This is a genomic window from Streptomyces sp. NBC_00322 (assembly GCF_036147535.1).
Lineage (GTDB): Bacteria > Actinomycetota > Actinomycetes > Streptomycetales > Streptomycetaceae > Streptomyces.
The window spans coordinates 766202-789446 of sequence record NZ_CP108019.1 but is presented as its reverse complement, the minus strand read 5'-3'; the positions used below and the strand labels follow the sequence as shown (position 1 = coordinate 789446).

The window sequence follows — 23245 nt, the reverse complement described above, 5'->3', positions numbered from 1 at the left end:
CCACCGCAGTCATGTGCGGGTCAGAACTGCTCGGACTCCGGGATCAGATGCATCGCCGCCTCTTCCGCCGAGGCGGCGCCGTCGATACCGACGTCGGTAGCGATCATGTCCTTCTCCAGGCCGGAGTGCGCCCCCTCGTCAGGGGCCACGAGCCGGCCGGCGCGCTCCTGTCCGACCTCGTCGTCGATCAGCTCCCCGTCCGTGTCCCAGGCGTCTCCCAGCCCGTCGCCGACGGGAACGGTGACGTCGGGTGCTTCCTCGGCCAGCCGCTCGTCCAGGCTCTCGCGGCGGTGCTGTTCCTCCGCGGTGGTGCCCACCCGGTCAACGGCCCATGGCCGCTCCGGTGGGGAGTATCCGTCGGAGAGGATCTGCAGCGCGGGATCCTCGAGCGTGTCTTCGGCGTCCAGCAGCCCGGCGTCGTCCTGTACGTCGGACCCGTCCGGCTGGTAGACCTCGTCGCCCATGGAGCTCTCGCTCATGTCTCCTCCTCACGGCCCTGTGTTTTCAGTTTCCGCCAGGTTGCGGCGCCAGGCTCCTCGTGGAGCGCATTTCTGCAAGCTCGATCATGGACGGCCGCAGCCGGAACCGCGGGAGAGGGCAAGGCCGGGCATGAGCTTGTCCCGCTCATCGGCGCCGATGGTGGCTCTCAGCCGGCAGATCTCCGCGAGCCGGGCAGCCGTGTCCAGATTCCAGAGCCGTACGGTGCCGTCGTTGCTGCTGCTGGCCACCGTCCGGCCGTCGGGCGCGAAGGCGACGCCCCACACCGCGTTGCTGTGACCGGCCAGAGCCGCCACCAAACGGCGCCCGGGAACGTCCCACAGTCGCACCGTCCGGTCATTGCCGCTGCTCGCCAGGGTGCGGCCGTCGGCGGAGAAGGCGACCCCCCGTACGGAGCCGGTGTGGCCGGTCAGTATCGCCACCGTGCGGCGCCGCGAGGTGTCCCACAGCCGTACGGTGCCGTCGTTGCTGCTGCTCGCCAGAGTCAGCCCGTCCGGACCGAAGTCCACCCCCCGCACCGCGCCGGTATGCCCGGTGAGCGAGGCCAGGGCGCGACGCCCGGGAACGTCCCACAGCCGCACGGTCAGGTCGTCCCCCGCGCTCGCCAGGGTCCGGCCGTCGGGGCTGAAGGCGACATCGTTGGCGAAGTCGGTGTGGCCGGTGAGTGTGGCGAGCAGCCGTCGCCGCGAGAGGTCCCACAGGCGGATGGTGCGGTCGGATCCGGCGGAGGCCAGGGTGTGTCCGTCGGGGCTGAAGGTGACCGAGAACACTGCTCCGGTGTGGCCGGCGAGTGTGGCGAGCAGCCGTCGCCGCGGCAGGTCCCACAGGCGGATGGTGCGGTCGGATCCGGCGGAGGCGAGGGTGCGTCCGTCGGGGCTGAAGGCCACGGAGAACACGGTTCCGCTGTGTCCGTTGAATGTGGCGAGCAGACGCCGCTCCGGCACGTCCCACAGCCGAACCGTGTGATCGGCGTCCGCCGTCGCCAGCTGCCCCCCGTCCGGGCTGTAGGCGGCCTTCCAGATCTCGGTGAACGGACGCGCCGTCAGGACCGATCTGCGCAGGTCCCACAGCACAACGGAGTCGTCGAACCCGGCCGTGGCCACCACCGAGCCGCCGGAGTCGACGGCCACCCCCTGTACGTAGTCGGTGTGGCCCGACAGGGTGCTGGTCAGGCGGCCGCTGCGCACGTCCCACAGACGGGTTGAGCCGTCGCCGCCGGCGCTGATCACTGTGGTGCCGTCCGGGGTGTAGGCGACGGCGTTGATGTCGTCGCTGTGCCCGGTCAGCGTCGAGGTCGCCCTGCGGCCCGCCAGGTCCCACAGCCGCACGGTCCGGTCGACGCCGCCGCTGACGACGCTTCGCCCGTCCGGAGCGAACGCCACTCCCAGTACCTCGTCGGTATGACCCCGGAGCACGGCCGTCGGGCGGGCATGGACCGCGTCCCACAGCCGTACGGTGCGATCCGCGCCGGCGGACACCAGTGCCAGACCGTCCGGGGCGTAGGCAAGGGCGTTGATGTCTCCGTCATGACCGGCGAGGGTCGCCATGGCCCCGTGGTCCCCCGAGGCCTGCCACAGTCTGATCCTTCCGTCGGGACCGGCGGTGGCGAGCGCGGTCCCGTGGGGGGCGAAGGCCAGTGCCCGGGCGGCTCTGGTGGCGGCGGGAAGAACGGCTTTCGTACGGTGGCTCGTGGTGTCCCAGAGCCGTACGGGGCCGTCGGTCGAGGTCGCGGCGAGCGTGCGCCCGTCGGGGCTGAAGGCGACCGCGCGCACCCGCCCGGGGACGGTGAACGTCGCGATCTGCCGACGGTCGGCCACTCGCCACAGCTTCACCGTGCCGTCGGAACTCGCCGTTGCCAGCGACCTGTTGTCCGGGGCGAAGACCACGCAGTTGACCGGACCGCTGTGCCCGGTGAGCCGGGCGGAGAAGTACTGCGCCTGCGTGCTGAGCAGGGCTCCGCGCGCCTCCGTCGTCGCCGAGGTGCGGTAGGCCTGCTCGGCCAGCAGCAGCGACGCCTCCGGCTGGCCCGCTGCCAGAGAGATGGACTGTGCGGCAAGGGCCTGAGATCGGGCGACACGTCCCTGCGCGAGTGCGCCGGCGCGCTGGTGATAGGCGAGGGCGCCGGCGGTGACGGCCAGGAGCAGCAGCACGGCGAGTGTGGCCATGAGCCGGCGCTGCTGCCGGACCTGGCGCCTGGCGCGCTCCTCCGCGCTGCGCTGCTCCGCCTGACTGGACTGAAGGAACTTCCCCTCCAGCGGAGTGAGTTGGGTCCGCCCGTCGAGATCGTCGGCCCAGCCGCGGGCAGCGGCGAGCCGGCTGCCGCGGTAGAGGTGGGAAGGGTCGCGCCCCTCGCGCTCCCATTCGCCCGCGTCGTGGGCCAGTTGCTGATGGATCAGAAGTCCCGCCCGGTCGGCGTTGATCCAGCCGTGCAGTCGTGGCCAGGCGTGCAGGAGGGCCTCGTGGGTGATCTCCACGGTGTCCCGGTCGAGGGTGATGAGCCGGGCCCGCACGAAGGCGTCGAGCGCGGCGGCCGCCCCGTCCGTGTCCACCAGCTGTTCCATCAGGGAGGTACGGCTCATCCGGCGCCGGGTCGGCCCGGCGCCGTCCGCGACATGGACCAGCCGTACCAGGATGCGGCGGATCGTCTTCTGTTCTACGGGGTAGAGGCGCGCGAACACGTCCTCGGCGGTCCGCGCGATCGCGCCCTGGATGCCGCCGGTGCGCTCGTATCCGGCGACCGTCAGAGTGGAGCCGTCGCGCTGCTGCCAGGTGGCCCTCAGCGTGTGGGACAGGAGTGGCAGTGCGCCGGGCGGCGTGTGGTGGGGCGGCCTGCCCGGCTCGTTGCGTAACCCCGCGTCACGGAGAAGGAGTTGGACCAGACCCGGTTCGAGTGTCAGACCGGCCAGCTCCGCCGGACGGGTGATCGACTCCTGCAGTTCCTCCATGGACATCGGGGGCAGTACGAACAGCGCGTCCGTGAAGACGGAGGCCAGTTCGGGAACGTCGAGGCAGTGCCCGGAGAAGTCGGCCCGCACACCGAGGACCACGACTGCGGGACTCTGTTCGCCTGCCGCCGGGCCGGACGTGGCCACCGCCGAGAGCACGGATACGAACGCGCGTCGCTCGGCCTCGTCGGCGCACAGGGTGAAGAGCTCCTCGAACTGATCGACGAGCAACACCAGTCGGTTGGGCGGAGGTTCGCGGTCCCCGGGGCCCCCGGGCGGCGGGGCCGACATCGTGCGGACGGCGTCCAGCAGCACATGCGGGCGGTCCTGTAGCTCCTGGGCGGCGATGTCGAGCGAGGTGCCGAGGACCTTCCCGGTACAGTCCAGGAGTTCGTCCAGCGGATGAGCCGTGGGGGTGAACATCACCACGGGCCACGCCTCCGCACCCGGCATCGGGAAGGCGCCCCTGCGGCGCAGGGCGGGCACGAGGCCGGCGTTGAGCAGCGAGGACTTGCCCCCTCCGGAGGGTGCGACAAGCAACAGCGGTCCGCCACCGATCCGTTCGAAGACCCGGTCGACGAGGGTGGCGGTGACACGCTCGCGCCCGAAGAACCATCCGGCATCGTGCGACGTGAACGCCGACAGGCCCTGGTACGGACATTCGCCACCGGACCCCGGCCCTGCCGCGGCACCCGTACCCCTGCCGGCGTCCGGTGAAGCAGCCTCGGGCAACAGCCGAAGCAGCTCGCCTCCTGCTCGCAGCACCTGGTCACAGCGCCGCGCGACGTCGAAGGTCGCAGGCTTCGAACCCGTCTCGATCTTGCTCAAGTAGCCTTTGCTGTAGTGCGTCTGACGCGCCAGGTCGGCCAGTGACAGGCCTCGCCGGCCGCGCAGGCGCCTCAGTTGCGCGGGGAAGGACACCGGCGCGCCGTCAGGTAACTCGCCCTGGTCGGTGGGTTCCTGTCCATCCTGCTGCTCCCACAAAGAGCACCCCTTGGCATTTCGTGCGCAAGCCACGGTACGGCTGGTGCCCAGGCTACAGCGGGGGTCGGACCGAGATCCGGTGACTTTCGGCCGATGGCGGTCACTGAGCTGGGACAGCACCCGTGGGCGGGACCCCGTAGACGTCAGTACGGGTGCCCCGCCACGCGGCTCGTGCTCGACAGCCCTGTTGTGTCAGGGGCGCATGTCCTTGGGGAGCGTGACCAGCCAGCGGGAGTCCTGCCGGGGGCGGAGGTAGAGGGCCCAGTACACGGTGGCCGTCGCCATGATGCCGCCGGTCCACAGCAGGTACTGCGTTTCCTGCTGACTGAGGATGTAGACGAGTACGGCGATCAGCACGAGGGGCACGGCGGGCCAGAGCGGCATCCGCCAGGCGGGCAGCTCCTTGTGCGAGGCGCGGCGGGCAGCGAGCGCGGCGATCGCGACGAGCAGGTACATCCCCGTCACGGAGACACCGGTCACGCCGTACAGGGTGTCGAGGTTGACGAAGCACAGGGCCGCGCCGGGGACTCCGACCACGAGCGTGGCGACCCACGGCGAGCCGAACCGGCCGAGGCGGGACAGGGCGTTGTTGACCGGCTCGGGCCAAGCCTTGTCGCGGGCGGAGGCGAACAGCACGCGGGAGTTCTGAATGACCATGACGATGCCCGCGTTGATGATCGCGAGCGCGACGCAGAGGCTCACGAACGTGCCGACCGCCGAATTGCTCCAGGCGGTGACCATCGTGCTGATGTCACCGGAGGTGAGGGCCGCGAGGTCGGGGGCGCCCATGGTGATCGCGACCACCGGGACGAGGATGACGGCCGCCGAGATGGCCAGGGTGGTGAGGACAGTACGCGCCACGTTGCGCCGCGGGTTCTCCATCTCTTCGGAGAGGTAGACGGCGGTGGAGAAGCCCTGAGTGACGAAGAGGGCGATGGCCAGGCCCGAGACGATCAGCATTGCGTTGACCGGGCCTGGTGAGCCGCTGTCGCCCGCGACCACGCCGTGGACGAGGCTGCCGGCGCCGCGCTCGGTGTGGGCGAAGCCGAGGACGGCCACGACGGCGGCCGCGATGACTTCGAGGACCAGGAAGACACCGGTGATCCAGGCGTTGGCGCGCAGGTCGAGGAGACCGGCGAGGGTGGCCAGCAGCATGACTCCGGCGCCGGCGGCCTCGGCCGGTACGTGGACCAGCGGGGCGAGGTAGTCCGCCGTGCCCATGGCGATCACGGGCGGCACGATCATCACGACCAGCAGCGACAGGACGAATACCAGCCACCCGGCCAGTCGGCCGGTCAGCGTGGTGACGATGGCGTACTCGCCTCCCGCGCTGGGAATCAGGGTGCCCAACTCCGAGTAACAGAACGCGACAGCGATACAGAGGAGCGAGCCGATCGCGATGGTGAGAGCAGTGGCGGTGCCGAGGCTCGCGAAGAGATCGGGCACGACCACGAACAGTGTGGAGGCGGGTGTCACGCACGAGAGGGTCAGCAGTGTCCCGCCGACGACGCCGATGGAACGCTTGAGTGTGTGCGGCCCGTCCTGGCCGCCGGAGTCTGTCCCCGCAGGTGCTGGGTCGGCTGTGAGCGGCTGGCTGAGCATGTCGGTCATGGAGCGGTTCCGATCGACTGGGCGTGACGAGTGACGGCGGGAGTGCTATCGCCTCCGTGGCTGGACTGGCTGTGGTTCATCCACTCCCGGCGCGTTATGGAAACCCGCCGAATCCGGAACGTCAACCCTCGTTAACCTTCGGAATTCGTTGTGAATGGCGTCAGGCACGGCGGTTTTCGAAGCAAGGTGCGGGAGTGAGTGCGAGCTGGCGGGCGACTGATTCCACCGCTCCGCCAGGCCGATCGCCTTTGAAACGCAGGGGTACTGGCGTGATTGGCTTCGAAATGCGAAGCGGCGCTGCGGGCAAAGTCGGCCACAGACAGTGACGGTGGCCCTGCGGGAATCGCAGTCGCGCGGCCCACATGGTTTCGCAGTCTTTGCGTTGGGGCGTGCCGATGGCCGACAACCTCGGACACAGAGTGGTCGCGCACAGGTTCATCGACCATACTGCCCGTCGTGGAACAGCGCGTAGATCCAAACATCCCACTCGAGTCCGCCGTTGGGACCGACCCGGCGTACATCCCAGGCCTCACGGCCCCCCGCCCTGCCGGGACGGCAGAGGCCGAGGAGGTGAAGGAGCCGGTCCCGGAGCAGTCCGTGGAGCCGGAGCCCGACGCGGCCGCCCCGGAGGATGCGCCCACCCCCGACGAGGAGGGCGCCGCCGCTGAGGCGGAGGACGGGGCGAGCGGCCCGGTCTTCGAGGTCGCAGACCGCCGCGGTTCGATCAGGGCGGACCGCGACGGCATCCGGTTCCGGCTGGACGACCAGGAGGCCGAGTTCCGCTGGGACGAACTCGGCGCCGTCGAGGTCAAGCCCGCGCGATTCGGCCGCCGGTTCACCGTCACGGTCCACTTGTCGACCCGCCGCTGGTTCGACGCCGAGGTCGATGCCCCGGCCAGGAGCCACCTCAAGGAGTGGACGGCGGAATTCGACACGGTCCTGGACGCCTACTTCGAGGATGCCTGACAGGCAGTCAGCGCACCTGTCTCGTAACGCCATTCGGTAAGTGCGGCCACCGCGTTGCCTCCCGGTCGCCATGGCCGGGAGGTTTGTCGTCAGTGGCCGACGCTCCGCGTGGGCTCCATCGTCCGGCGGACCGCCCGGAAACCCGGATCGGCGCTGCCGGGACTACCCCCGTGACGGCCGTCGTCGGGAGCGAGAGCGCCGGTCGGCCTCACCCGTGGGTGACGGCCTCCTCATCGTCGGCCGAGCCCCTCACGCGACCGACGGCAGCGTCCGGACACACGGTCTGATCTGGTCGTTCGTGCCAGTCCGACCTACCCTCGCCTGATCGGGAAGGGGGACCGGATGGACCGGGACATACGCACCGTGGACGATGTACTCAGGCTCCTGGACAGCCTGTTCGCGCCGGAGGCCGACCGCTGGACGGCCGACGCCGCATCCTGGTGGGACGGGTTCTACGCGGACCGAACCAAACCGGTGCCGTTCTTCGTGAGCAAACCGGACGAGAACCTGGTCTCGTACCTCGACCGCGGCCTGATCACCCGGGGCCGCGCCCTCGACCTGGGCTGCGGCCCTGGCCGCAACGCGCTCCACCTCGCCTCGCTGGGCTTCGAGGTGGACGCCGTCGATCTCTCCCCGGCGGCCATCGCCTGGGCCGAGGACCGCGCCCGTGAGGCGGGGGCCGAGGTCCGATTCCACTGCGGTGACGCCTTCAGCATCGTCGGCACCGAACTCGGCGGCCCGTACGACCTGATCTACGACTCCGGCTGTTTCCACCACCTGCCGCCGCACCGCCGTATCAGCTACCTCGCCCTCCTCGACCGGGCCCTGGTGCCCGGCGGTCATCTCGCCCTTACCTGCTTCGCGGCCGGCGAGATGGGTTCAGAACTCCCCGACGCCGACTTCTACCGCCAGTCCCGCCTGCACGGCGGACTCGCCTACACGCCGGAGTCTCTGCGCTGGATCTTCTCCGGCCAGGCGGAGGTCGAGCTGCGCCGCATGCGCGACGAACCACCCGAGTCCCCCTGCTTCGGCGAACCCTTCCTCTGGACAGCCCTGTTCCGCCACGACGAACAGCCGTAATCAGGCCGAGTCATCTCGTCCAGGACCCCCGTGTGCAGGCATTGTTCGGTCTGGTGCACGATCTGGTGGTGCGTGGGCACACCGATGCGCTGAGGGGCATGATTGCTCGGCGCCGTGAGCGTGAGGGGGTTGATCGGCAGATGTCCCGTGTGGCCGGTGTTCGTCATGACGTTCTTGAGGGGGACCGAAGCGGTGAAGGCGAGGCTGTCGGCGTCGACGGGCCGGGCGCGGTGCGTGGGGGAGTCGCAGGACAAGTCCGCGCCGCGCTGGGCTGGTTCGTACGTTTCGTCTGGAGCACGCTCGTAGGTGAGTGGCGTGGCATTGTCGTCGCGCCCCTGCGGGAGCTGCTGGTGCGCCGACGGCTGACCGGGCTCTCGCTGGCGTTTCTGGCCACGTTCGCGGTCATCTTCTTCCATGCGATTCACGTGACGCCGCGCGGTGCGGTGGTCGTGCGGCTGCTCGGCGAGGTGCGGGCCGACTTGCCGCTCCCCCTTGCCCTGTTGCGTACCCCCGTGTCCTTGTTCGTCCCCGCGCTCGATCTGCCGGTGTGGGCAGGCATTACGCAGTTGTTCCTGGCGTTCGCCCTGGCCGAACTGTCGCTGGGCCGTGCCCGGACACTGATGGTCGCGTACGCCACGACTCTGGCCGGCACGCTCAGCGTCCGGGTGATGATCGCGATCGGCCCGGGCTGGTGGGGGCTTGGGCTGCCGCCCGAGATCGGGCAGGTACTCGACACGGGACCGTCTGCCGCTGTGGTGGGTCTGTTCAGCTACCTCGCGGTGGTACGGCGGGCGCCCGTCCTTTTCGCGTTCACCGGGGGCTCGATGGTGCTGGAGTCCGTCATCAAACCCAATCTGGCAGCTCGTGAGCACCTGATCGCGATCGCCGCCGCGATCGTCTTGGGGCTGTGTCACGGACGCTTCGGAGCGCATCCGTCGGGGGATGAGGGTGTGCTGGCGGACGGTGGCCGGCTGAGATGGAGGTTCTTGAACCGCGGTTTGGGATCGCCTTCAGTGCCGGAGCCACGAAGGGGCGCCGAAAGCCCGACCGCGAAAGGTCGTTGGGTGGCCCTCGAACCGGCCGGCAAGCGGCGCAGGGCCGAACGATCCGAGGAGCCCGCTGACTAAGGCTTGTCCCGCAAACTGCCTGCTCGCGGCCTGATGGCATGATCAAGGCGTGATCAGCGAACCGCCTCGGCCTGGCGCCGTGAAGTATGTCCTGTTTGATGTCGATGGCACGTTGATCGATGCCATCGACAATCAGCGCCGGGTTTGGAGAACGTGGGCGGAGCGATACGGGCTGGACCCCGACGAGGTCTACCAAGTGGCGCTGCGGACCAGGCCGATGGAGACCTTCGCGGATGTCGCTCCGGACCAGGACCCGCGGGAGTGTCTGGCCGCGTTGCACGAGCTGGAGGACGAGGATGTCCGATCCGGTGTCTACGCGGCCTTCGATGGCGCGTCGGAACTGCTGGGCGCTCTGCCACAGGGGGTTTGGGCGCTGGTGACTTCAAACTACGAGCACCGGGTGCGCGGACGCTTCGCCCGGACTGGTTTGCCGGTACCGGAGGTCCTCGTGGATGCGGCCGCTGTCGAGGATGGCAAGCCATCGCCTGCGCCCTATCTGCAGGCGGCCTCGCGACTTGGTGCCGAACCGAAGGACTGTCTGGTCATCGAGGATGCCCCTTCCGGCGTGCAGTCCGGGCTGCGTGCGGGGATGACGGTGTGGGGGGTCAACGCGCCCGTGGCGGTGGATGGCGTGCATCGTCATTTCGGAAGCCTGCGTGAAGCGGTCTGCGACATCCTCGCCTTCACCGCCGGGAGCCGCCCTCGTCGGCTGGAGGAGTCAGCCGCATTGGAATGATCTTGCTATGACTGGTGTGATCACGGCGTCGCCCCGGCCGCGCCCGGCACTGTGATCACGACCTTGCCGCGTACGAGGCCGTCGCGCAGATGCCGGATCGCCTCGGGGACTTCGCTCAGCGGGTACGCTCGCTCGACGACCGGCGTGATCTTGCCTGCCTCAAGGAGTTCCTTGAGGAACTCCAGATCCTTCTGGCGCTCCGCCGAGACCAGCCCGAGCAGCTTCTGGCCTACGAACGGTGAGAGCACAGCCGCTCGGAGCAGGCGCTCCGTGCCCCCCAGCCACGCTCCGCCCTCCTCGCCGCCGACGATGACGAGAATTCCCTTCGGAGTGAGCGCGCGCCGGAGGTGCGACAACGAGCGGTTGCCGGCGATGTCGAGGATGACGTCATAGTGGCGAGTCCCGTCCGCGAAGTCCTCGCGGGTGTAGTCGATGACGTCATCCGCGCCGATCGATCGGACAAGGTCCGCCTTCGTCGCACTGCACACGCCGGTGACGTCGGCTCCGTACATCTTGGCGAGCTGGACCGCGAACGTCCCCACACCTCCCGACGCACCGATGACGAGGACCTTCTGTCCTGTCCGGACCCGCCCCTTGTCGCGGACAGCCTGAAGGGCGGTGTAAGCCGAAATGGGGACGGCCGCCGCCTGTTCGAAGGTCAGATTCCCGGGCTTCGGGGCGAGCCTGTTCTCCCGGGCGCACGCGTACTCGGCGAACGAGCCGTCGCACGCACCGAAGACCTCATCACCGACCTTGAATCGGGTCACTTTTCTGCCGACCGCCTCGACGCGACCCGCGACATCCAGGCCTCGCACAGGGTTCTTGGGCGCGCGAAGCCCGAAACCCATGAGGCGCAGCAGGTAGGGCAGGCCCGTCATGAGGTGCCACACGCCCGCCTCGACGCCGGCCGCGTGCACCTGTACGAGCACATCACCGTCCCCGACGGCGGGCGGATCGATGTCCCTGAGCTTGAGCACATCGGTAGAGCCGTACGCGTCCTGGACAATGGCCTTCATGGCGTCTCTCCATCAGTCTGCGTGTACTGGAACACGGCGTCGAGCGGGACCTTGAACACCCTGGCGATCTGAAAAGCCATCTCGAGGGAAGGCGAATAGCGGCCCTTCTCGATGGCGATGACGGTCTGGCGGGTCACGCCGATGCGATCGGCCAGCTGCGCTTGCGTCATCTCTCCGTTCGCGAACCGGAGGGCTCGGATCGAGTTCGTGACTCGGGTCGGCTTCACCACGGCTGAAAGCCTCGGCGGTAGGCGGAGAGCTTTGCCGCGCAGCCGAGGACCGACGACAGGACGAATGCCAAATAGATGGCATTGGCGATCCAGAAGTAGTCCAGCTCGGCCATCGACATGCCGAGCGCCGCGACGCCGCCGATGACGACGAACGACTGGCCGATGTGCTCGCCGAACTGGCTGATCTCCCTGTCGCGTTGGTCCTTCTTGTCGCCGTCCTTGGGTGAGGCGGTGGCGACCACGATGTTGAGCACGATCGATGCGACGATCGCGGCACCGATCGTGTACAGCAGCGTCGAGACGTACGACACCTCGGTGAGTGGGGTGCTCTGCGCCCGCCCCAGGATGATGGCGAGGTAGGTCGTATAGGCGCCGACCGTGACCACCGCCATGATCCATGTGCGCTTCTCTTCGAACGACACTCCCGCTCCCCTGTTAAAGAAACTTAACATGGATGAATGTAGGGAACCCTTGACATCATGTCAAGGGTTCTTAACCTCGGCGAGCTGGGTCCGAGCAGGTGCTACGGGGCTCGCCGAACGGGAGGGCAGGGTCTTTGCGCGCACGCGCGCCTGCGCCCGGCCTGCAGCGGCAGGGGCTTATGGAGTCACTGCGGAGACGGCCGAAGTCACCACGGAAAAAGCGTCCGGGTGCGGTGCTTCCAGACGATCAGGACTGCGGTCAGCGGGGCTGGTCGCCTCGCTCCGCGTTCTTCTCCTTGATGCGGACGGCTTCCTTCCGGACCTCGGCCTGGGTGGCACGCTCCTTCTGCAGCCACTCGGGGCTTTCCGCCTTCAGCGCCTCGATCTGCTCGGTGGTGAGGGCTTCGGTGATTCCGCCCCGCGCGAGACCCGAGATGGAGATGCCCAGCTTCGCCGCGACCACGGGCCGGGGGTGCGGGCCGTTGCGTCGCAGCTCCTGCAGCCACTGGGGCGGATCGGCCTGCAGCGCACTCAGCTCGGCGCGCGAGACGACGCCCTCCTGGAACTCGGCGGGGGTGGCCTCGAGGTACACACCCAGCTTCTTCGCCGCCGTGGCGGGCTTCATCGTCTGGGTGGTCTGGTGCGACGTCATGGTGTCAAGAGTATCGAGCGTGTGCGCCACCTCTGACCACGACCGATAACCTTGCGGGGTGACAGGCTCGGAAGTATCCCCTTCGTTCCGGCTCGCGTATGTCCCGGGAGTGACGCCCACCAAGTGGGTGCGGATCTGGAACGAGCGGCTGCCCGACGTCCCCCTGACCCTCATCGCGGTGTCCGCCGCCGAAGCATTCGACGTGCTGCGGGGCGGCGGCGCCGACGCGGGTTTCGTGCGGCTGCCGGTCGACCGGACGGACCTCAGCGCTATCCCGCTCTACACCGAGACGACGGTGGTCGTGGTCCCGAAGGACCACGTTGTGGCGGCGGTGGACGCGGTGTCCGCCGAGGACCTGGCCGACGACATCGTGCTGCACCCTCTCGACGACACCCTCGACTGGGAGCGTCCGCCTGGGCGGCCCGCGAACGAGCGCCCCGCCACGACGGCGGACGCCGTCGAGCTGGTGGCGGCCGGGGTGGGACTGCTTGTCGTGCCCCAGTCACTCGCCCGCCTGCACCACCGTAAGGACCTCACGTATCGGCCGGTCACGGACGCCCCAGAGTCGCGCGTCGCGCTGTCCTGGCCGCAGGACGAGACCACCGATCTGGTGGAGGACTTCATCGGTATCGTCCGCGGACGGACCGTCAACAGCTCACGGGGCCGCACTCCGACCCCGGCACAGCCGAGGCGCAAGCGCCCCGATACGGGCGGCGGCGCACGGCAGAAGCGCGCAGCCGGGAAGCCGACCGGCAAGAGTCCCCGGAGCGGTTCAGGCGGCTCCAAGGGCTCCAAGGGCGGCAAGCGCGGCAAGCCTCGCGGCCGCTCGTAGCGTCATCTCGGTGCAGTGCGGCCCGGGCGCGTGAGGGGCAGGTCGCGCAGCCCCGCCTGAGAAGTGGAGCGTGTGGAGGCGGGCGAGCAGGAGGTTCGGGTCCTCCATCGTCGTGAAGGCCCCGCCCTACGTGGCCGAAGCTCCGGCCGGCCTTCGCCCGACGCGGCGGCCGGCCGCATGCGGGAGGGTGTGGTGGAGCCGAAGGTCAGCCGGTGGCGCCCGTGCTGCCGCCGGGGGAGGCCTGGGCGCGGGGCAGTGCGGCGCACAGCCGGTCGACTTCGTCGTCCGTGTTGTAGTAGTGCACCGACGCGCGGACCACAGAGGTCAGGCCCCGTGGTTCGAGGTCCCAGCGCGCGTAGTCCGCGACCGAGACCGAAACGTTGATCCTTTTCACCCGGAGGTCCCTGGCGATGTGATCGCTGTCGTGGCCGTCGACAGTGAAGGTCACGATGCCGCACTGCCGGGATCCCCGGTCGTGGACGCGCACCCCGGGAAGGGAGCGCAGACGCCGGCGCAGATTCCCGGCGAGGAGCGTGACACGCTCCTCGATGGCCTCCAGGCCCAGGTCGAGGGCGTAGTCGACGGCGACGCCGAGGCCGATCTTCCCTGCGTAGTACGTTTCCCAGTTCTCGAACCGGCGGGCGTCGTCCCGGACGCGGTAGGTGTCCGGCGAGGTCCAGGTCGCGGCGTGCAGGTCCAGAAACGGCGGCTCCAGACGCGCGCGGACACGGGGAGAGCAGTAGAGGAAGCCGGTGCCGCGCGGGCCGCGCAGGAATTTGCGGCCGGTCGCGGTGAGGAGATCGCAGCCGGTCTCGTTCACGTCCACGGGCATCTGCCCGACGGACTGGCAGGCGTCCAGGAGGTAGGTCACCCCGGCTTCCCGCGCTGCCTCGCCGATCTCGGCCGCCGGGTTCACCAGACCGCCCTGGGCGGGGACATGGGTGACGGCAATCAGCTTGACCCGCTCGTCGATCATCTCCCGCAAGGCGCCGACATCGAGTTGTCCGCTGTCGTCGTCGGGCACGACATCGACCTGGACACCGTGGCGGCGGGCGGTCTGCAGGAAGGCGATGGCGTTGCTGGCGTACTCGGCGCGGGCCGTCAGGATCCGGTCGCCCGGAGCCCAGGGAAGCGAGTAGAAGGCCATGTCCCAGGCGCGGGTGGCGTTCTCCACCACCGCGATGTCCTCGCGGGCCGCACCCACCAGGCGGGCCAGCGCGTCATACGTGTGCTCGATGCGGTCGGCCCGAGCGGCCGCGGCCTCGTAGCCCCCGATCTCCTCCTCCAGCCGCAGGTGTTCCACCACCGCGTCGACCACGGGCCGCGGCTGCAGCGCGGCCCCGGCATTGTTGAGGTGAGTGACATGCGCACAGCCCGCTGTGTCCTGACGCACCCGCTCGACATCGATCCGCATCACGGGCTCCACCTCCGTAGTCCTCGCATTGTGCCTCCACAGAACGCGCCGGAGCCGGACGACATCCCCGGCCACCGGCGTGGACTGCGTCGAGCCGCCGTCAGCCCAGCACGGCGATCACCTCCCCTTCGGGGCGGCAGCTGCCACGGACCTCGGCCACGGGCAGCCGCAGTCGGCGCGCGGCCGCCCCGGCACCGCGTACGGGGTTCACGGCCTCGCCGCCGTCGCCGCGGCGGTGACGACCGTTCTGCTCCTGCGTGAACGTCCGCAATTGCCGTTCGGATTGCCACGCTCACCGCTGATTTCAGCGTGGATTGCGCCAACAACACAGCTGTCCGGAGACTGCGTTGCACTCGTGTAACAGTCGCTGGCATTAGCTGCCGGGTTCGGCCGGTATGGACCCAACAGGCCATACTCCGAAGGCGAGTTGAGCGATTACGCACCCTTGTCACTCGGGTGTGCGATTCCACATAATCGCAGGGCGCTTTGCGGACTCATCCCCCACTGGGTTCGGACGCCTTACGGCGTGCTGCCGTTTTTCAACGCACGCCATTCGGTGGTGACTTCCGGTTCCCGGGGTTGGGATGAGTTCGCCGTTGAGGCGTACCCCCCACGAGAGGAAGTCCGTTGAAGAGCTACCTGAAGCACCTGAGGGTGACCACCGCGATCGGTGCCGTCGCCCTCGCCGCGTTCAGCCTCCAGCCCGGCGCGGCCAACGCCGCCTCCGCACCGACCCCACGCGGTGACGTAGGCACGAAGGTTGTCGGCGGGACCAAGGCCGATCAGGGTGAATTCCCGTTCATGGTCCGCCTGTCCATGGGCTGTGGCGGCGCACTGTACGCCAAGAACATCGTTCTGACCGCTGCCCACTGCGTCGACGGCAGCGGCCCGAACACGGGCATCACCGCGACGGCGGGCGTCGTCGACCTGGAGGACTCGAACGCGATCAGCGTCAAGTCCACCGAGGTCCTCCAGGCGCCCGGCTACAACGGCAAGGGCAAGGACTGGGCGCTGATCAAGCTCGAGAAGCCGATCGACCTGCCGACCCTGGCGATCGCCGGCGACGACAAGCTCAACAACGGCGACTTCGACATCGCCGGCTGGGGCGCGGACAAGGAAGGCGGCGCCCAGCAGCGCCACCTGCTCAAGGCCAAGGTCCCGTTCGTCGACGACGCCGCCTGCCAGAAGGCGTACGGCGACCAGCTGACCCCGGGCGAAGAGCTCTGCGCCGGGATCCTGGACACCGGCGGCGTCGACACCTGCCAGGGCGACTCCGGCGGCCCCATGTTCCGCAAGGACGAGGCGGGCGCCTGGATCCAGGTCGGCATCGTCAGCTGGGGCGAGGGCTGCGCGCGTCCGGGCAAGCCCGGTATCTACACCGAGGTGAGCACGTTCGCGGCGGACATCAAGAAGGCCGCCGACGGGCTGGGCGGCTGACGCCGGTCAGCAGGTGTTGAGCAGCTGAGCATTGTGAGCAGTTGAGTACCACCGCGTCCCGGCGCCGGGCCACTGGCCACACGGCGCCGGGACGCGGCTCGGTCAGATCAAGGCGTAGGAACCTGAGGCTGCCAGACGTATCGGATGTCGGGTTCACGTTCCTCATTGCGCAGCCCGTCAGTGCGCTCAACCTCGATGAAGCCGTGCCGCTCGTAGAACCGTCGCGCCGGTTCGTTGACCTGGAACGTCCACAGCCGCAGCCCGGCGGGCCGCTGCTGCTTGGCCAGGTCGACGAACCGGTCCCCGACACCTCGGCCGCGCCACGACGGATCGAGGTAGAGCTGCTCCAGCTCCTCGCCATCAAGGACGAGGAGCCCAACGACCGAGCCCTCGGCGACGGCAATCCATGTCTCGTACCGCGGCACGACCACATGGGAAAACCAGGCCCGCACCTCGTCGTCGTCGTGCGCGCGGCGCACGGTCGGCAGCGCGGCTGCGAAGGAGCGCAGCCACACGCCGGCGACGGCGGCCGCATCGGAATCGTCCGCACGCCGGAAGACAAGCTCAACACTGTTCACCGCAGTCACGGCGACTACGGTACCTACAGGTCATGCACCGCAGTTCGGGCGGTGGAGACGAAGGTCAGGACGGACTGCCAAAAGGGGTCGTAGCACTGGTCAAAGGCTGCGGGGGCGTTCGAGTCCCCCGCGATCGACGCCTCAAGTGCCCGGTACGGAGGTCTGGTTGAGAGCCTGACCTTCTCCGCTGCCTCGGCGACGTCGTTGGGCCCCTCCAGGTTGATCACCCATATGAAGTGGCGGAGCTTGCTGTACTCCTCCCGGAGGTTGGCCCGGACCTCCTTGAGCGCGGGCAGCTGCTCCGTGCGTGTTCCTCCCGAGCCATAGATGTCCGAAACTTTCCAGTACAACTCGGCCATCCTGTGCGCCTGTTCAATGAGGCTCACGTAGGCCGACCGTCGTGCCTCACTCACTCGAACGATGCGCTGAGTCTTCTCGGCCGCGTCGGCCTGGATCTGCGCGGCGCGGGATGTCCCCCGGCTGGTGACCCAACTGGCAAGCACAGCCGTGCCGGCGGTCAGCGACGAGATCCACAGGGCGGAGTCAGTCATGCCGGAGAGTGTTCCCCGGCATGGTCATTCCGATGGCGCCAACGTCGGGGGATCGGGTAGTGCCGTCTCTGTTTCGGCCAAGGGAGACCGGCGTGCAGCTCGCCGCCGACGAGAGCGAGCTGCAGGCGAACCTGGTGCGGGATCAGGCGCGGCGCGGCTGGACCGTCATGGGGATGCGGTCGGCGTGCGCCACGGCCGAGGCCACTTCCTTGGGCGTGTGGCCGGGGGCGGGGACCAGCTGCCAGCGGGCGAGCACCGTCGCGATGGCGATCGTCGCCTCCGTCCACACGAACAGGTCCCCGATGCACTTGCGGTTGCCCGCGCCGAAGGGAACGTAGGCCTCACGCCCCAGGCCCGCCTCCCGCCGGCGTTCCGGCAGCCACCGGTCGGGGTCGAAGCTGTCGGCGTCCGCGTACAGGGTCGGGTCGCGGTGGATGGCGTACAGGCTGAACGCCACCTCGGTGCCCGCGGGGAAGGAGACGCCGCCCAGCTCCACCGGCTCGGTGGTGCGGCGCATCAGCAGGGTGACCCCGTGCATGCGGATCACCTCGTCCAGAACCCGCCGGATTCCCTCCAGCCGCGGTATGTCCTCAATGGTGACCGGCCGGTCACCGACGACGTCGTGGATCTCGGCGACCAGCTGCTTCTCGACCTCGGGATGCGCGGCCAGCTCGTGGAACGTCCAGGCCAGCATGGCAGCCGTCGTCTCGGCGCCGGCGAACAGGATGGTGCTCAGCTCGTCCCTGACCTCGGTGTCGGAAAGCACCTCGCCGCTCTCTCCGTCCTGGACCGCGAGCAGCAAGGACAGCAGATCGTTCCGGTCCGTGTCCCCGGAACGGCGAGCGGTGGCGACGACCTCGTCGATGACCTTGCGGAGATTGGCCGCCGCCGCGTCGAAGTCACGGTTGGCGCGAATCGGCAGCCGGTCCAGCGCCTTGGGCGAGGCCGCCCGTATCAGCAGATTCTTGAGCAGCACGGGAAGGTTCTTGCGTACGGCCTCCACCGCCGGCAGCCCGATGTCGGTGGAGAACATCGTCGCTGCCAGCGTCTCGATGGCGTACGCGGCCATCACCTGCTCCATCTCGATCTCCTGCCCCGGAGTCCAGGAGTCGGCAAGGGCAGTCGCGTTGCGGCTCATTGTCTCGGAGTAGCCCGCGATCCGCTCCTTGGAAAACATCGGCTGAATCAGCCGGCGGTGCTTGCGGTGCACCTCGCCGTTGGCGTTGGCCAGGCCATTACCGGCGAGCGGCCGCAGCCGGTCGAAGAATCGGCCCTTCTCGAAGCTGCGCGCCTTGGTCACCGTCACCTCGTGCACGAGCGCTGCCGAGGTGACGACATACATGGGCATCGTGCCGAGGTCGACGCGGACCATGTCCCCGTGCTCTCGCAGTGACTTCATGAATCCGAGGGGATCTCGCCACAGCTTCAAGGCATGCCCGAAAAGCGGAAGCGCCCCGGGCGCGTGCGGAATCGACTTCAGCCCGACCGGCTGCAAACCAACAGACATCTCTGAATCCTTTGCTCTGAGCAGTGCGCTGCACCAGTTGGTGCGCCGCGCCGAGCGATCTTCTCGCCCAGGAGATCCCACCATCGGGAGCCCGGCAGCGCGAGCCCGCATCGGTCGGCCACGGGCGAAACAAGTGGCCAAGTGTCCGGCCGAGCAGGCGAGTTCAAGGGGTGCACCGCCCGCTGGGGCGTCATGGGTCATGGATATGCTGTGCGGCGTTTGCTGCTACCTCCGCTTTCCCCTTACACCGCTGCTTCCCGGAGGCTTTGTGACCACCCCGCCCTCAGATCCGACCGGCACCGTGTCCGCGCCCGTCCCGCCTCCCGGGTGTCCCGCGCACGCCCAAGGGCCGAGCGGGCTGCGCCGGTTGTACGGTCCGGAAGCGGAAGGGTCGCCGCACGCGCTGTACGGAACGCTCCGCCAGGAGCACGGCCAGGTGGCGCGGGTGTTGCTGCCCGGTGACGTACCGGTCTGGCTGGTTCTCGGGCACCGGGAGAACCTCGAGGTCATGCGCACCCCGTCGCTGTATTCCTGCGACTCCCGCCGCTGGAACGTGCAGCTGCCCCCGGACTCCCCGCTGCTGCCGATCACGATGTGGCAGCCGTTGGTCGCCTTCGCCGACGGCGTGGAGCACGCACGACTGCGCAACGCGATCACTGAGAGCCTGGGGCGCTTCAATCGCCACGGAGTCCGCCGCTATGTCGTCCGGTACACGAACCAATTGATCGACGGCTTCGCCGCCACCGGCCAGGCCGACCTGGTGGCCGACTTCGCCGAGAAGTTGCCGATTCTCGTGCTCTCCCGGCTGTTCGGCATACAGGAGAAGGACGCGCTGCCGCTCGGCGAGGCCGTCCGTGACATGGTCAAGGGCACCGCGACAGCTCTCCAGAGCAACCAGTTCGTGGTGGACACCATGCAGACCCTGATCAAGCGGAAGAAGGACAGGCCGGGCGAGGACTTCGTCAGCTGGCTGCTGAGCCACGAGGCGGGTCTCACCGATGACGAAGTCATGGAGCACTTGCGGCATTCGCTCGTCGCCGCGACGGAGCCCACGATCAACCTGATCGCCAACGCCCTGCGGATGGTGCTCACCGACCGCCGCTTCCGCGGCAATCTCTCCGGCGGTCAGATGACGCTGCCGGACGCCCTGGAGAAGGTGCACTGGGACGACCCCGCGCTCCCGGTGGTGCCGACCCGCTGGGCGACCGGCGACACGGTCCTCGGCGGCCAGCAGATCAAGGCCGGCGACATGGTGATGCTGGGGCTGGCGGCCGGCAACGTCGACCCCGAGATCCGGCCCGACCTGGCCGCGTCGGTGTACGGCAACCGCTCGCACCTCGCCTTCAGCGGCGGGCCGCACGAATGCCCCGGCCAGGACATCGGACGGGCCATCGCGGACACCGGCATCGACACGCTGCTCGCGCGCATTCCCGACATTGAACTCGCCGTGCACGAAGGCGAGTTGCACGTGACCGCCTCCTGGTTCTCCCGCCGTCTGGACAACCTGCCCGTCCGCTTCACCAGGAAAGCGGTCGGGGGGGCCGCGGCGTCGGCACCCGGCAGCGCACCGTCCGTCGCGCAACCGCTGCCCGCTGCGGCACCGGTCGCGGCGCCCGCCCCGGCCTCGGCACCGGTGGCCACCGAAGGCCGTACGCCCTGGTGGCGGCGGCTCGTACAACGGCTTCGCTGACCCATTCCCGTAGAGCCGAAGGCCCGGACCGTGATGTGGTCCGGGCCTTCCCTTCTTACGGAGTCCGGCGTGACGGGGGCCGTTCGCGAGTGTGTAGGTGGACGGGGAGGGACGTGAAGCCCTGGAGCGGTATGGACGCCAGGGGATCCGGGGCGGAGGCCGCCGTGAGGTCCGGATATTGGCCGAACAGGGCCCCCAGAGCGATCTCGGCCTCGATCTTGGCCAGGCGCGCGCCCAGGCAGTAGTGCGCGCCGTGGCCGAACGCCGCATGGTCGCGGCGCGTTGGCCGGCCAATGTCGAAGCTGTCGGCGTTCTCATGGTGGCCTGGGTCGCGGCCCGCGGCGAACAGGCTGGCGACTACGGGATCGCCCTGGGCCACCCGGACTCCGGCGATCTCGGTGTCCTTGACGGCGTACCTCAAGAGGGCGTGCCGTACCGGCGAGGAGAAGCGAAGGCCTTCATCGACCACGTCCGCCCATGTGTGGGCGCCGTCGCGGACCGCTGCCACCGTCATGGGGTTTCGCAGGAGCTCGTGAACCGTGTTGGTGATCAAGTTGATCGTGGTCTCGTGGCCCGCGATGAGGACAAGGAACAGGGTCTCGACCAGCTCCTGCTCACCGAGCCGGTCGCCGTCGTCCCGTGCCTGGATCAGCGCGGTGGTCAAGTCGTGCCCGGGATCCTCGCGTTTGCCCGCGATCAACGCCGTGAGAGATCTTTGAATGTCCGCCATGGCGAGTCGGATGTCCGCCTCGCCGGAGCCGGAGCCTTGAGGTGTCACCAGGCGATGGAAGCTGTCGCGCAGTTCGGACACGGCAGTGCCGGGTACCCCGAGGACCTCGCAGATGACGCGCACCGGCAGTGGGTAGGAGAAGTGTTCACGCAGGTCAATGGGCTCATACGGGCTCAAAGAGCTCAGGGCGTCAAGCAGTTCGTCGGCGATGGCGGTGATGCGGGGCCTGAGCGCTTCGATGGGCGCTCGGGCAAAGGCCGAGCTCACCAGCAGCCGCAGTCGGCGGTGATCGTCGCCGCCCTGGTGGAGCATCGCAGCTCCGCGGACGAGGGCGATCAGTTCCCAGTCGTCGGGTATTCGGCCGGCGCCCAATGCGGGCCAGTGGGCAGGGTCCTTGGTCAGATCCTCGTGGCCGAGGACTCTCTGGGCGGTCGCGACGTCCGTTGCTGCCCAGGCAGCCACACCCCCGGGGAGTTCGACCGGCACGAGGGGCCCCAGTGCGTGAAGCCTTCTCGCTTCCTCGGCGGGGTCGGCGTGCGGGTCGAGCGTGAAGAGCGGGCGGTCGGTCAGATCCACGGGCACTCCAGAAGCCGGAGGGAGGGGCGCCGTACAGCTTGCCCAACCTGTCAACCATGTCCGTCCGCCGATTCAGGCCACCGCTCGCGGTGTTGCGGCTCCTGTTCAACCCGACACGCCGACGACTGACTCCCGGCTTCGGCTTCAACTCGGCCTCGGATGCGTCATCTGTCCGGAAACCTGCGCTGCCGGGCGGCAAACCGTGATGGACGTCTCTCTGCCCTCGACACGGCGAGGCAGTGCTCAACCGGCTCTGTCACGAGCCTGGTAGGGCTCACGGCCTGTCGTGATCAAGCCAGAGGCGGCTCACGCGCGTCACCTGGGGATCTTTCCGAAAGGTGGTTACCCATGTGGGCAGTTGGAGCCCTCGGGTCCCCCGATGAATACGCCGTTTTCGCTGGTGCGGGCCTCTTCAGCGCCGCGCCCTGTGGCGCAAAGGCCCTATTGGAACGGAAGTGACAGCTGGGTACTATGCGGCGTAGTTGATCAATCGCGTGGCGTGATTCGCTCCGCTGACGACCGCTTCGTAGAGAGGTGATCACGTGAGACCGGAGCTGACAGTTCCGCCGATCTACTCTCCGATACCGCCGGCCATACACCCGAGCCATCCGGCCATAGACGCCCAGACCACCGCCTGGGCCCAGGCCATCGGCATCGGATCCGACGAGCTGCGCGGCCGGCTCATCCAGCACGACATCGGCACCTTCGCCGCACGGGTCCTGCCCGATGGTCGCGAGGCCGTGATCGGCATCCTGTCGGACTTCGTGCTGTGGCTGTTCGGCGTGGACGACGGATACTGCGAGGAAGGCGAACTGGGCCGTCGGCCAGGGGAGTTGATGGCCGCACTCCAGCGGCTGCTGCGCGTCGCGCAGAACCCGGAAGTCCCCATGCTGCTGGACGACCCGATCGCGGGCGGGCTGCGTGACCTGCGGCGCAGAATCTCCGAGCACGGCACCGTGGGCCAGACGGCCCTGTGGGTCAACGCGCTGCGCGAATACTTCTCCACGGTGGTGTGGGAAGCGGAGCACCGCCGTGCGGACTCCGTGCCCGACCTGAACGACTACACTCTGATGCGCCTCGCGGACGGCGCGACGACGGTCGTGCTGCCGCTGCTGGAGATGGGCCACGGCTACGAACTCCAGCCGCAGGAGAGGGACCAGAAACCCGTACGGGCGGCGGCCGAGATGGCCTCGTTCATCATCACGTGGGACAACGACATCTTCTCCCACAGCAAGGAGAGCCGGAGCACCGGCTACTACCTGAACGTGATCCGGGTTCTGCAGGACCAGTACCGGCTCACCCCCGGCCAGGCCCTCGATCTGGCGATCTCCCAGCGGGACCGCGTGATGCGCCTCTTCATGCGGGTGCAGGAGCGCCTGCTGCCTGCGGCGAGCCCGCAGCTGCGGCAGTACCTGCACAACCTGGGCACATTCATACGGGGCGCCCAGGACTGGGGCACGAGTTCCGTGCGCTACACCACTCCGGACGATCCCGCGAACCTTCCCACGGTATTCCGCGAGACCCCCACGAAACCCAGCGACGATCCGGTGGACATCCCTGCCATCGCGTGGTGGTGGGACCTGGACCTACTCCGGGCCGACGCATACTTCGCAGCCCGTACGCAGCTGGCCGGATAGCACTCTTCCATGTCCGGCGAGGGCGC

General features: G+C 68.8%; 21 protein-coding genes. 8 read left to right on the top strand and 13 right to left on the bottom strand.

The features are described from left to right. Window positions 1-20 precede the first annotated feature (20 nt). From OG905_RS03585 to OG905_RS03575, 3 genes are all read right to left on the bottom strand, one after another. On the bottom strand, window positions 21-479 hold the full coding sequence (locus tag OG905_RS03585) for a DUF5709 domain-containing protein (protein WP_328666128.1): 459 nt from the start codon (window positions 477-479) through the stop codon (window positions 21-23). A gap of 84 nt (window positions 480-563) precedes the next feature. Then, window positions 564-4427: an nSTAND1 domain-containing NTPase gene (locus tag OG905_RS03580; RefSeq protein WP_328666127.1), complete on the bottom strand. Its 3864-nt coding sequence runs from the start codon at window positions 4425-4427 to the stop codon at window positions 564-566. A 192-nt stretch (window positions 4428-4619) separates the two neighbouring features. Further along, window positions 4620-6038 (bottom strand): APC family permease, encoded by a 1419-nt coding sequence (locus OG905_RS03575; RefSeq protein WP_328666126.1) that lies wholly within the window; start codon window positions 6036-6038, stop codon window positions 4620-4622. 456 nt (window positions 6039-6494) lie between these two features. Between OG905_RS03575 and OG905_RS03570 the strand changes: the two genes are divergently transcribed. The 4 genes from OG905_RS03570 (at window position 6495) to OG905_RS03555 (ending at window position 9947) form a co-directional block, all read left to right on the top strand. After that, on the top strand, window positions 6495-7004 hold the full coding sequence (locus OG905_RS03570) for a hypothetical protein (protein WP_328666125.1): 510 nt from the start codon (window positions 6495-6497) through the stop codon (window positions 7002-7004). A 342-nt stretch (window positions 7005-7346) separates the two neighbouring features. Then, a complete protein-coding gene (locus tag OG905_RS03565) occupies window positions 7347-8084 on the top strand; it encodes a class I SAM-dependent methyltransferase (RefSeq protein WP_328666124.1) in 738 nt (245 codons plus the stop codon). Between the two features lie 32 nt (window positions 8085-8116). Beyond that, a complete protein-coding gene (locus OG905_RS03560; protein WP_328666123.1) occupies window positions 8117-9211 on the top strand; it encodes a hypothetical protein in 1095 nt (364 codons plus the stop codon). Between the two features lie 49 nt (window positions 9212-9260). Beyond that, window positions 9261-9947 carry an HAD-IA family hydrolase gene (locus tag OG905_RS03555; protein ID WP_328666122.1) on the top strand — a complete coding sequence of 229 codons (687 nt, stop codon included), beginning with the start codon at window positions 9261-9263 and terminating at the stop codon, window positions 9945-9947. A 20-nt stretch (window positions 9948-9967) separates the two neighbouring features. On the opposite strand, the gene OG905_RS03550 is transcribed toward OG905_RS03555, so the two are convergent. The 4 genes from OG905_RS03550 to OG905_RS03535 form a co-directional block, all read right to left on the bottom strand. Beyond that, the gene (locus OG905_RS03550) at window positions 9968-10963 is read right to left on the bottom strand and encodes an NAD(P)-dependent alcohol dehydrogenase (RefSeq protein WP_328666121.1); all 996 of its coding nucleotides are present in this window, start codon (window positions 10961-10963) and stop codon (window positions 9968-9970) included. After that, entirely contained in the window at window positions 10960-11193 is a 234-nt protein-coding gene (locus OG905_RS03545; RefSeq protein ID WP_405604800.1) for a helix-turn-helix transcriptional regulator, read from the bottom strand. The genes OG905_RS03550 and OG905_RS03545 overlap by 4 nt, the downstream gene beginning before the upstream one ends. Beyond that, the gene (locus OG905_RS03540; protein WP_328666120.1) at window positions 11187-11615 is read right to left on the bottom strand and encodes a hypothetical protein; all 429 of its coding nucleotides are present in this window, start codon (window positions 11613-11615) and stop codon (window positions 11187-11189) included. Before OG905_RS03540 ends, OG905_RS03545 begins: the two co-directional genes overlap by 7 nt. Before the next feature lie 259 nt (window positions 11616-11874). Next, window positions 11875-12267: a DUF5997 family protein gene (locus tag OG905_RS03535; protein ID WP_328666119.1), complete on the bottom strand. Its 393-nt coding sequence runs from the start codon at window positions 12265-12267 to the stop codon at window positions 11875-11877. Window positions 12268-12325: 58 nt separating this feature from the next. Between OG905_RS03535 and OG905_RS03530 the strand changes: the two genes are divergently transcribed. After that, on the top strand, window positions 12326-13099 hold the full coding sequence (locus OG905_RS03530) for a LysR substrate-binding domain-containing protein (protein ID WP_328666118.1): 774 nt from the start codon (window positions 12326-12328) through the stop codon (window positions 13097-13099). A gap of 205 nt (window positions 13100-13304) precedes the next feature. Here OG905_RS03530 and OG905_RS03525 read toward each other — a convergent pair whose 3' ends face one another. Continuing rightward, window positions 13305-14513, bottom strand: coding sequence for an aminotransferase class V-fold PLP-dependent enzyme (locus tag OG905_RS03525; RefSeq protein WP_328666117.1), 1209 nt, complete (start codon window positions 14511-14513; stop codon window positions 13305-13307). A gap of 100 nt (window positions 14514-14613) precedes the next feature. Then, entirely contained in the window at window positions 14614-14784 is a 171-nt protein-coding gene (locus OG905_RS03520) for a hypothetical protein (protein ID WP_328666116.1), read from the bottom strand. Between the two features lie 356 nt (window positions 14785-15140). On the opposite strand from OG905_RS03520, the gene OG905_RS03515 reads away from it, so the two are divergent. Further along, a complete protein-coding gene (locus OG905_RS03515) occupies window positions 15141-15950 on the top strand; it encodes a S1 family peptidase (protein WP_328666115.1) in 810 nt (269 codons plus the stop codon). Between the two features lie 107 nt (window positions 15951-16057). Here OG905_RS03515 and OG905_RS03510 read toward each other — a convergent pair whose 3' ends face one another. From OG905_RS03510 to OG905_RS03500, 3 genes are all read right to left on the bottom strand, one after another. Further along, a complete protein-coding gene (locus tag OG905_RS03510; protein WP_328682007.1) occupies window positions 16058-16528 on the bottom strand; it encodes a GNAT family N-acetyltransferase in 471 nt (156 codons plus the stop codon). Window positions 16529-16551: 23 nt separating this feature from the next. Continuing rightward, complete coding sequence (locus OG905_RS03505) at window positions 16552-17079, bottom strand: hypothetical protein (RefSeq protein WP_328666114.1); 528 nt, start codon at window positions 17077-17079, stop codon at window positions 16552-16554. 142 nt (window positions 17080-17221) lie between these two features. Further along, window positions 17222-18586 carry a cytochrome P450 gene (locus tag OG905_RS03500; RefSeq protein ID WP_328666113.1) on the bottom strand — a complete coding sequence of 455 codons (1365 nt, stop codon included), beginning with the start codon at window positions 18584-18586 and terminating at the stop codon, window positions 17222-17224. A gap of 268 nt (window positions 18587-18854) precedes the next feature. Here OG905_RS03500 and OG905_RS03495 point away from each other — a divergent pair, with 268 nt between their 5' ends. After that, on the top strand, window positions 18855-20276 hold the full coding sequence (locus OG905_RS03495) for a cytochrome P450 (RefSeq protein WP_328666112.1): 1422 nt from the start codon (window positions 18855-18857) through the stop codon (window positions 20274-20276). Window positions 20277-20331: 55 nt separating this feature from the next. On the opposite strand, the gene OG905_RS03490 is transcribed toward OG905_RS03495, so the two are convergent. After that, window positions 20332-21582 carry a cytochrome P450 family protein gene (locus OG905_RS03490; RefSeq protein ID WP_328666111.1) on the bottom strand — a complete coding sequence of 417 codons (1251 nt, stop codon included), beginning with the start codon at window positions 21580-21582 and terminating at the stop codon, window positions 20332-20334. 542 nt (window positions 21583-22124) lie between these two features. On the opposite strand from OG905_RS03490, the gene OG905_RS03485 reads away from it, so the two are divergent. After that, window positions 22125-23219 carry a selina-4(15),7(11)-diene synthase gene (locus OG905_RS03485; RefSeq protein WP_328666110.1) on the top strand — a complete coding sequence of 365 codons (1095 nt, stop codon included), beginning with the start codon at window positions 22125-22127 and terminating at the stop codon, window positions 23217-23219. Window positions 23220-23245: the final 26 nt, after the last annotated feature.

Bases quoted from the DNA above. Each gene is read 5' to 3' on its own strand.
- OG905_RS03585 (WP_328666128.1), bottom strand. From the start codon at position 479: ATGAGCGAGAGCTCCATGGGCGACGAGGTCTACCAGCCGGACGGGTCC.
- OG905_RS03575 (WP_328666126.1), bottom strand. From the start codon at position 6,038: ATGACCGACATGCTCAGCCAGCCGCTCACAGCCGACCCAGCACCTGCG.
- OG905_RS03565 (WP_328666124.1), top strand. From the start codon at position 7,347: ATGGACCGGGACATACGCACCGTGGACGATGTACTCAGGCTCCTGGAC.
- OG905_RS03550 (WP_328666121.1), bottom strand. From the start codon at position 10,963: ATGAAGGCCATTGTCCAGGACGCGTACGGCTCTACCGATGTGCTCAAG.
- OG905_RS03535 (WP_328666119.1), bottom strand. From the start codon at position 12,267: ATGACGTCGCACCAGACCACCCAGACGATGAAGCCCGCCACGGCGGCG.
- OG905_RS03525 (WP_328666117.1), bottom strand. From the start codon at position 14,513: ATGCGGATCGATGTCGAGCGGGTGCGTCAGGACACAGCGGGCTGTGCG.
- OG905_RS03505 (WP_328666114.1), bottom strand. From the start codon at position 17,079: ATGACTGACTCCGCCCTGTGGATCTCGTCGCTGACCGCCGGCACGGCT.
- OG905_RS03500 (WP_328666113.1), bottom strand. From the start codon at position 18,586: ATGTCTGTTGGTTTGCAGCCGGTCGGGCTGAAGTCGATTCCGCACGCG.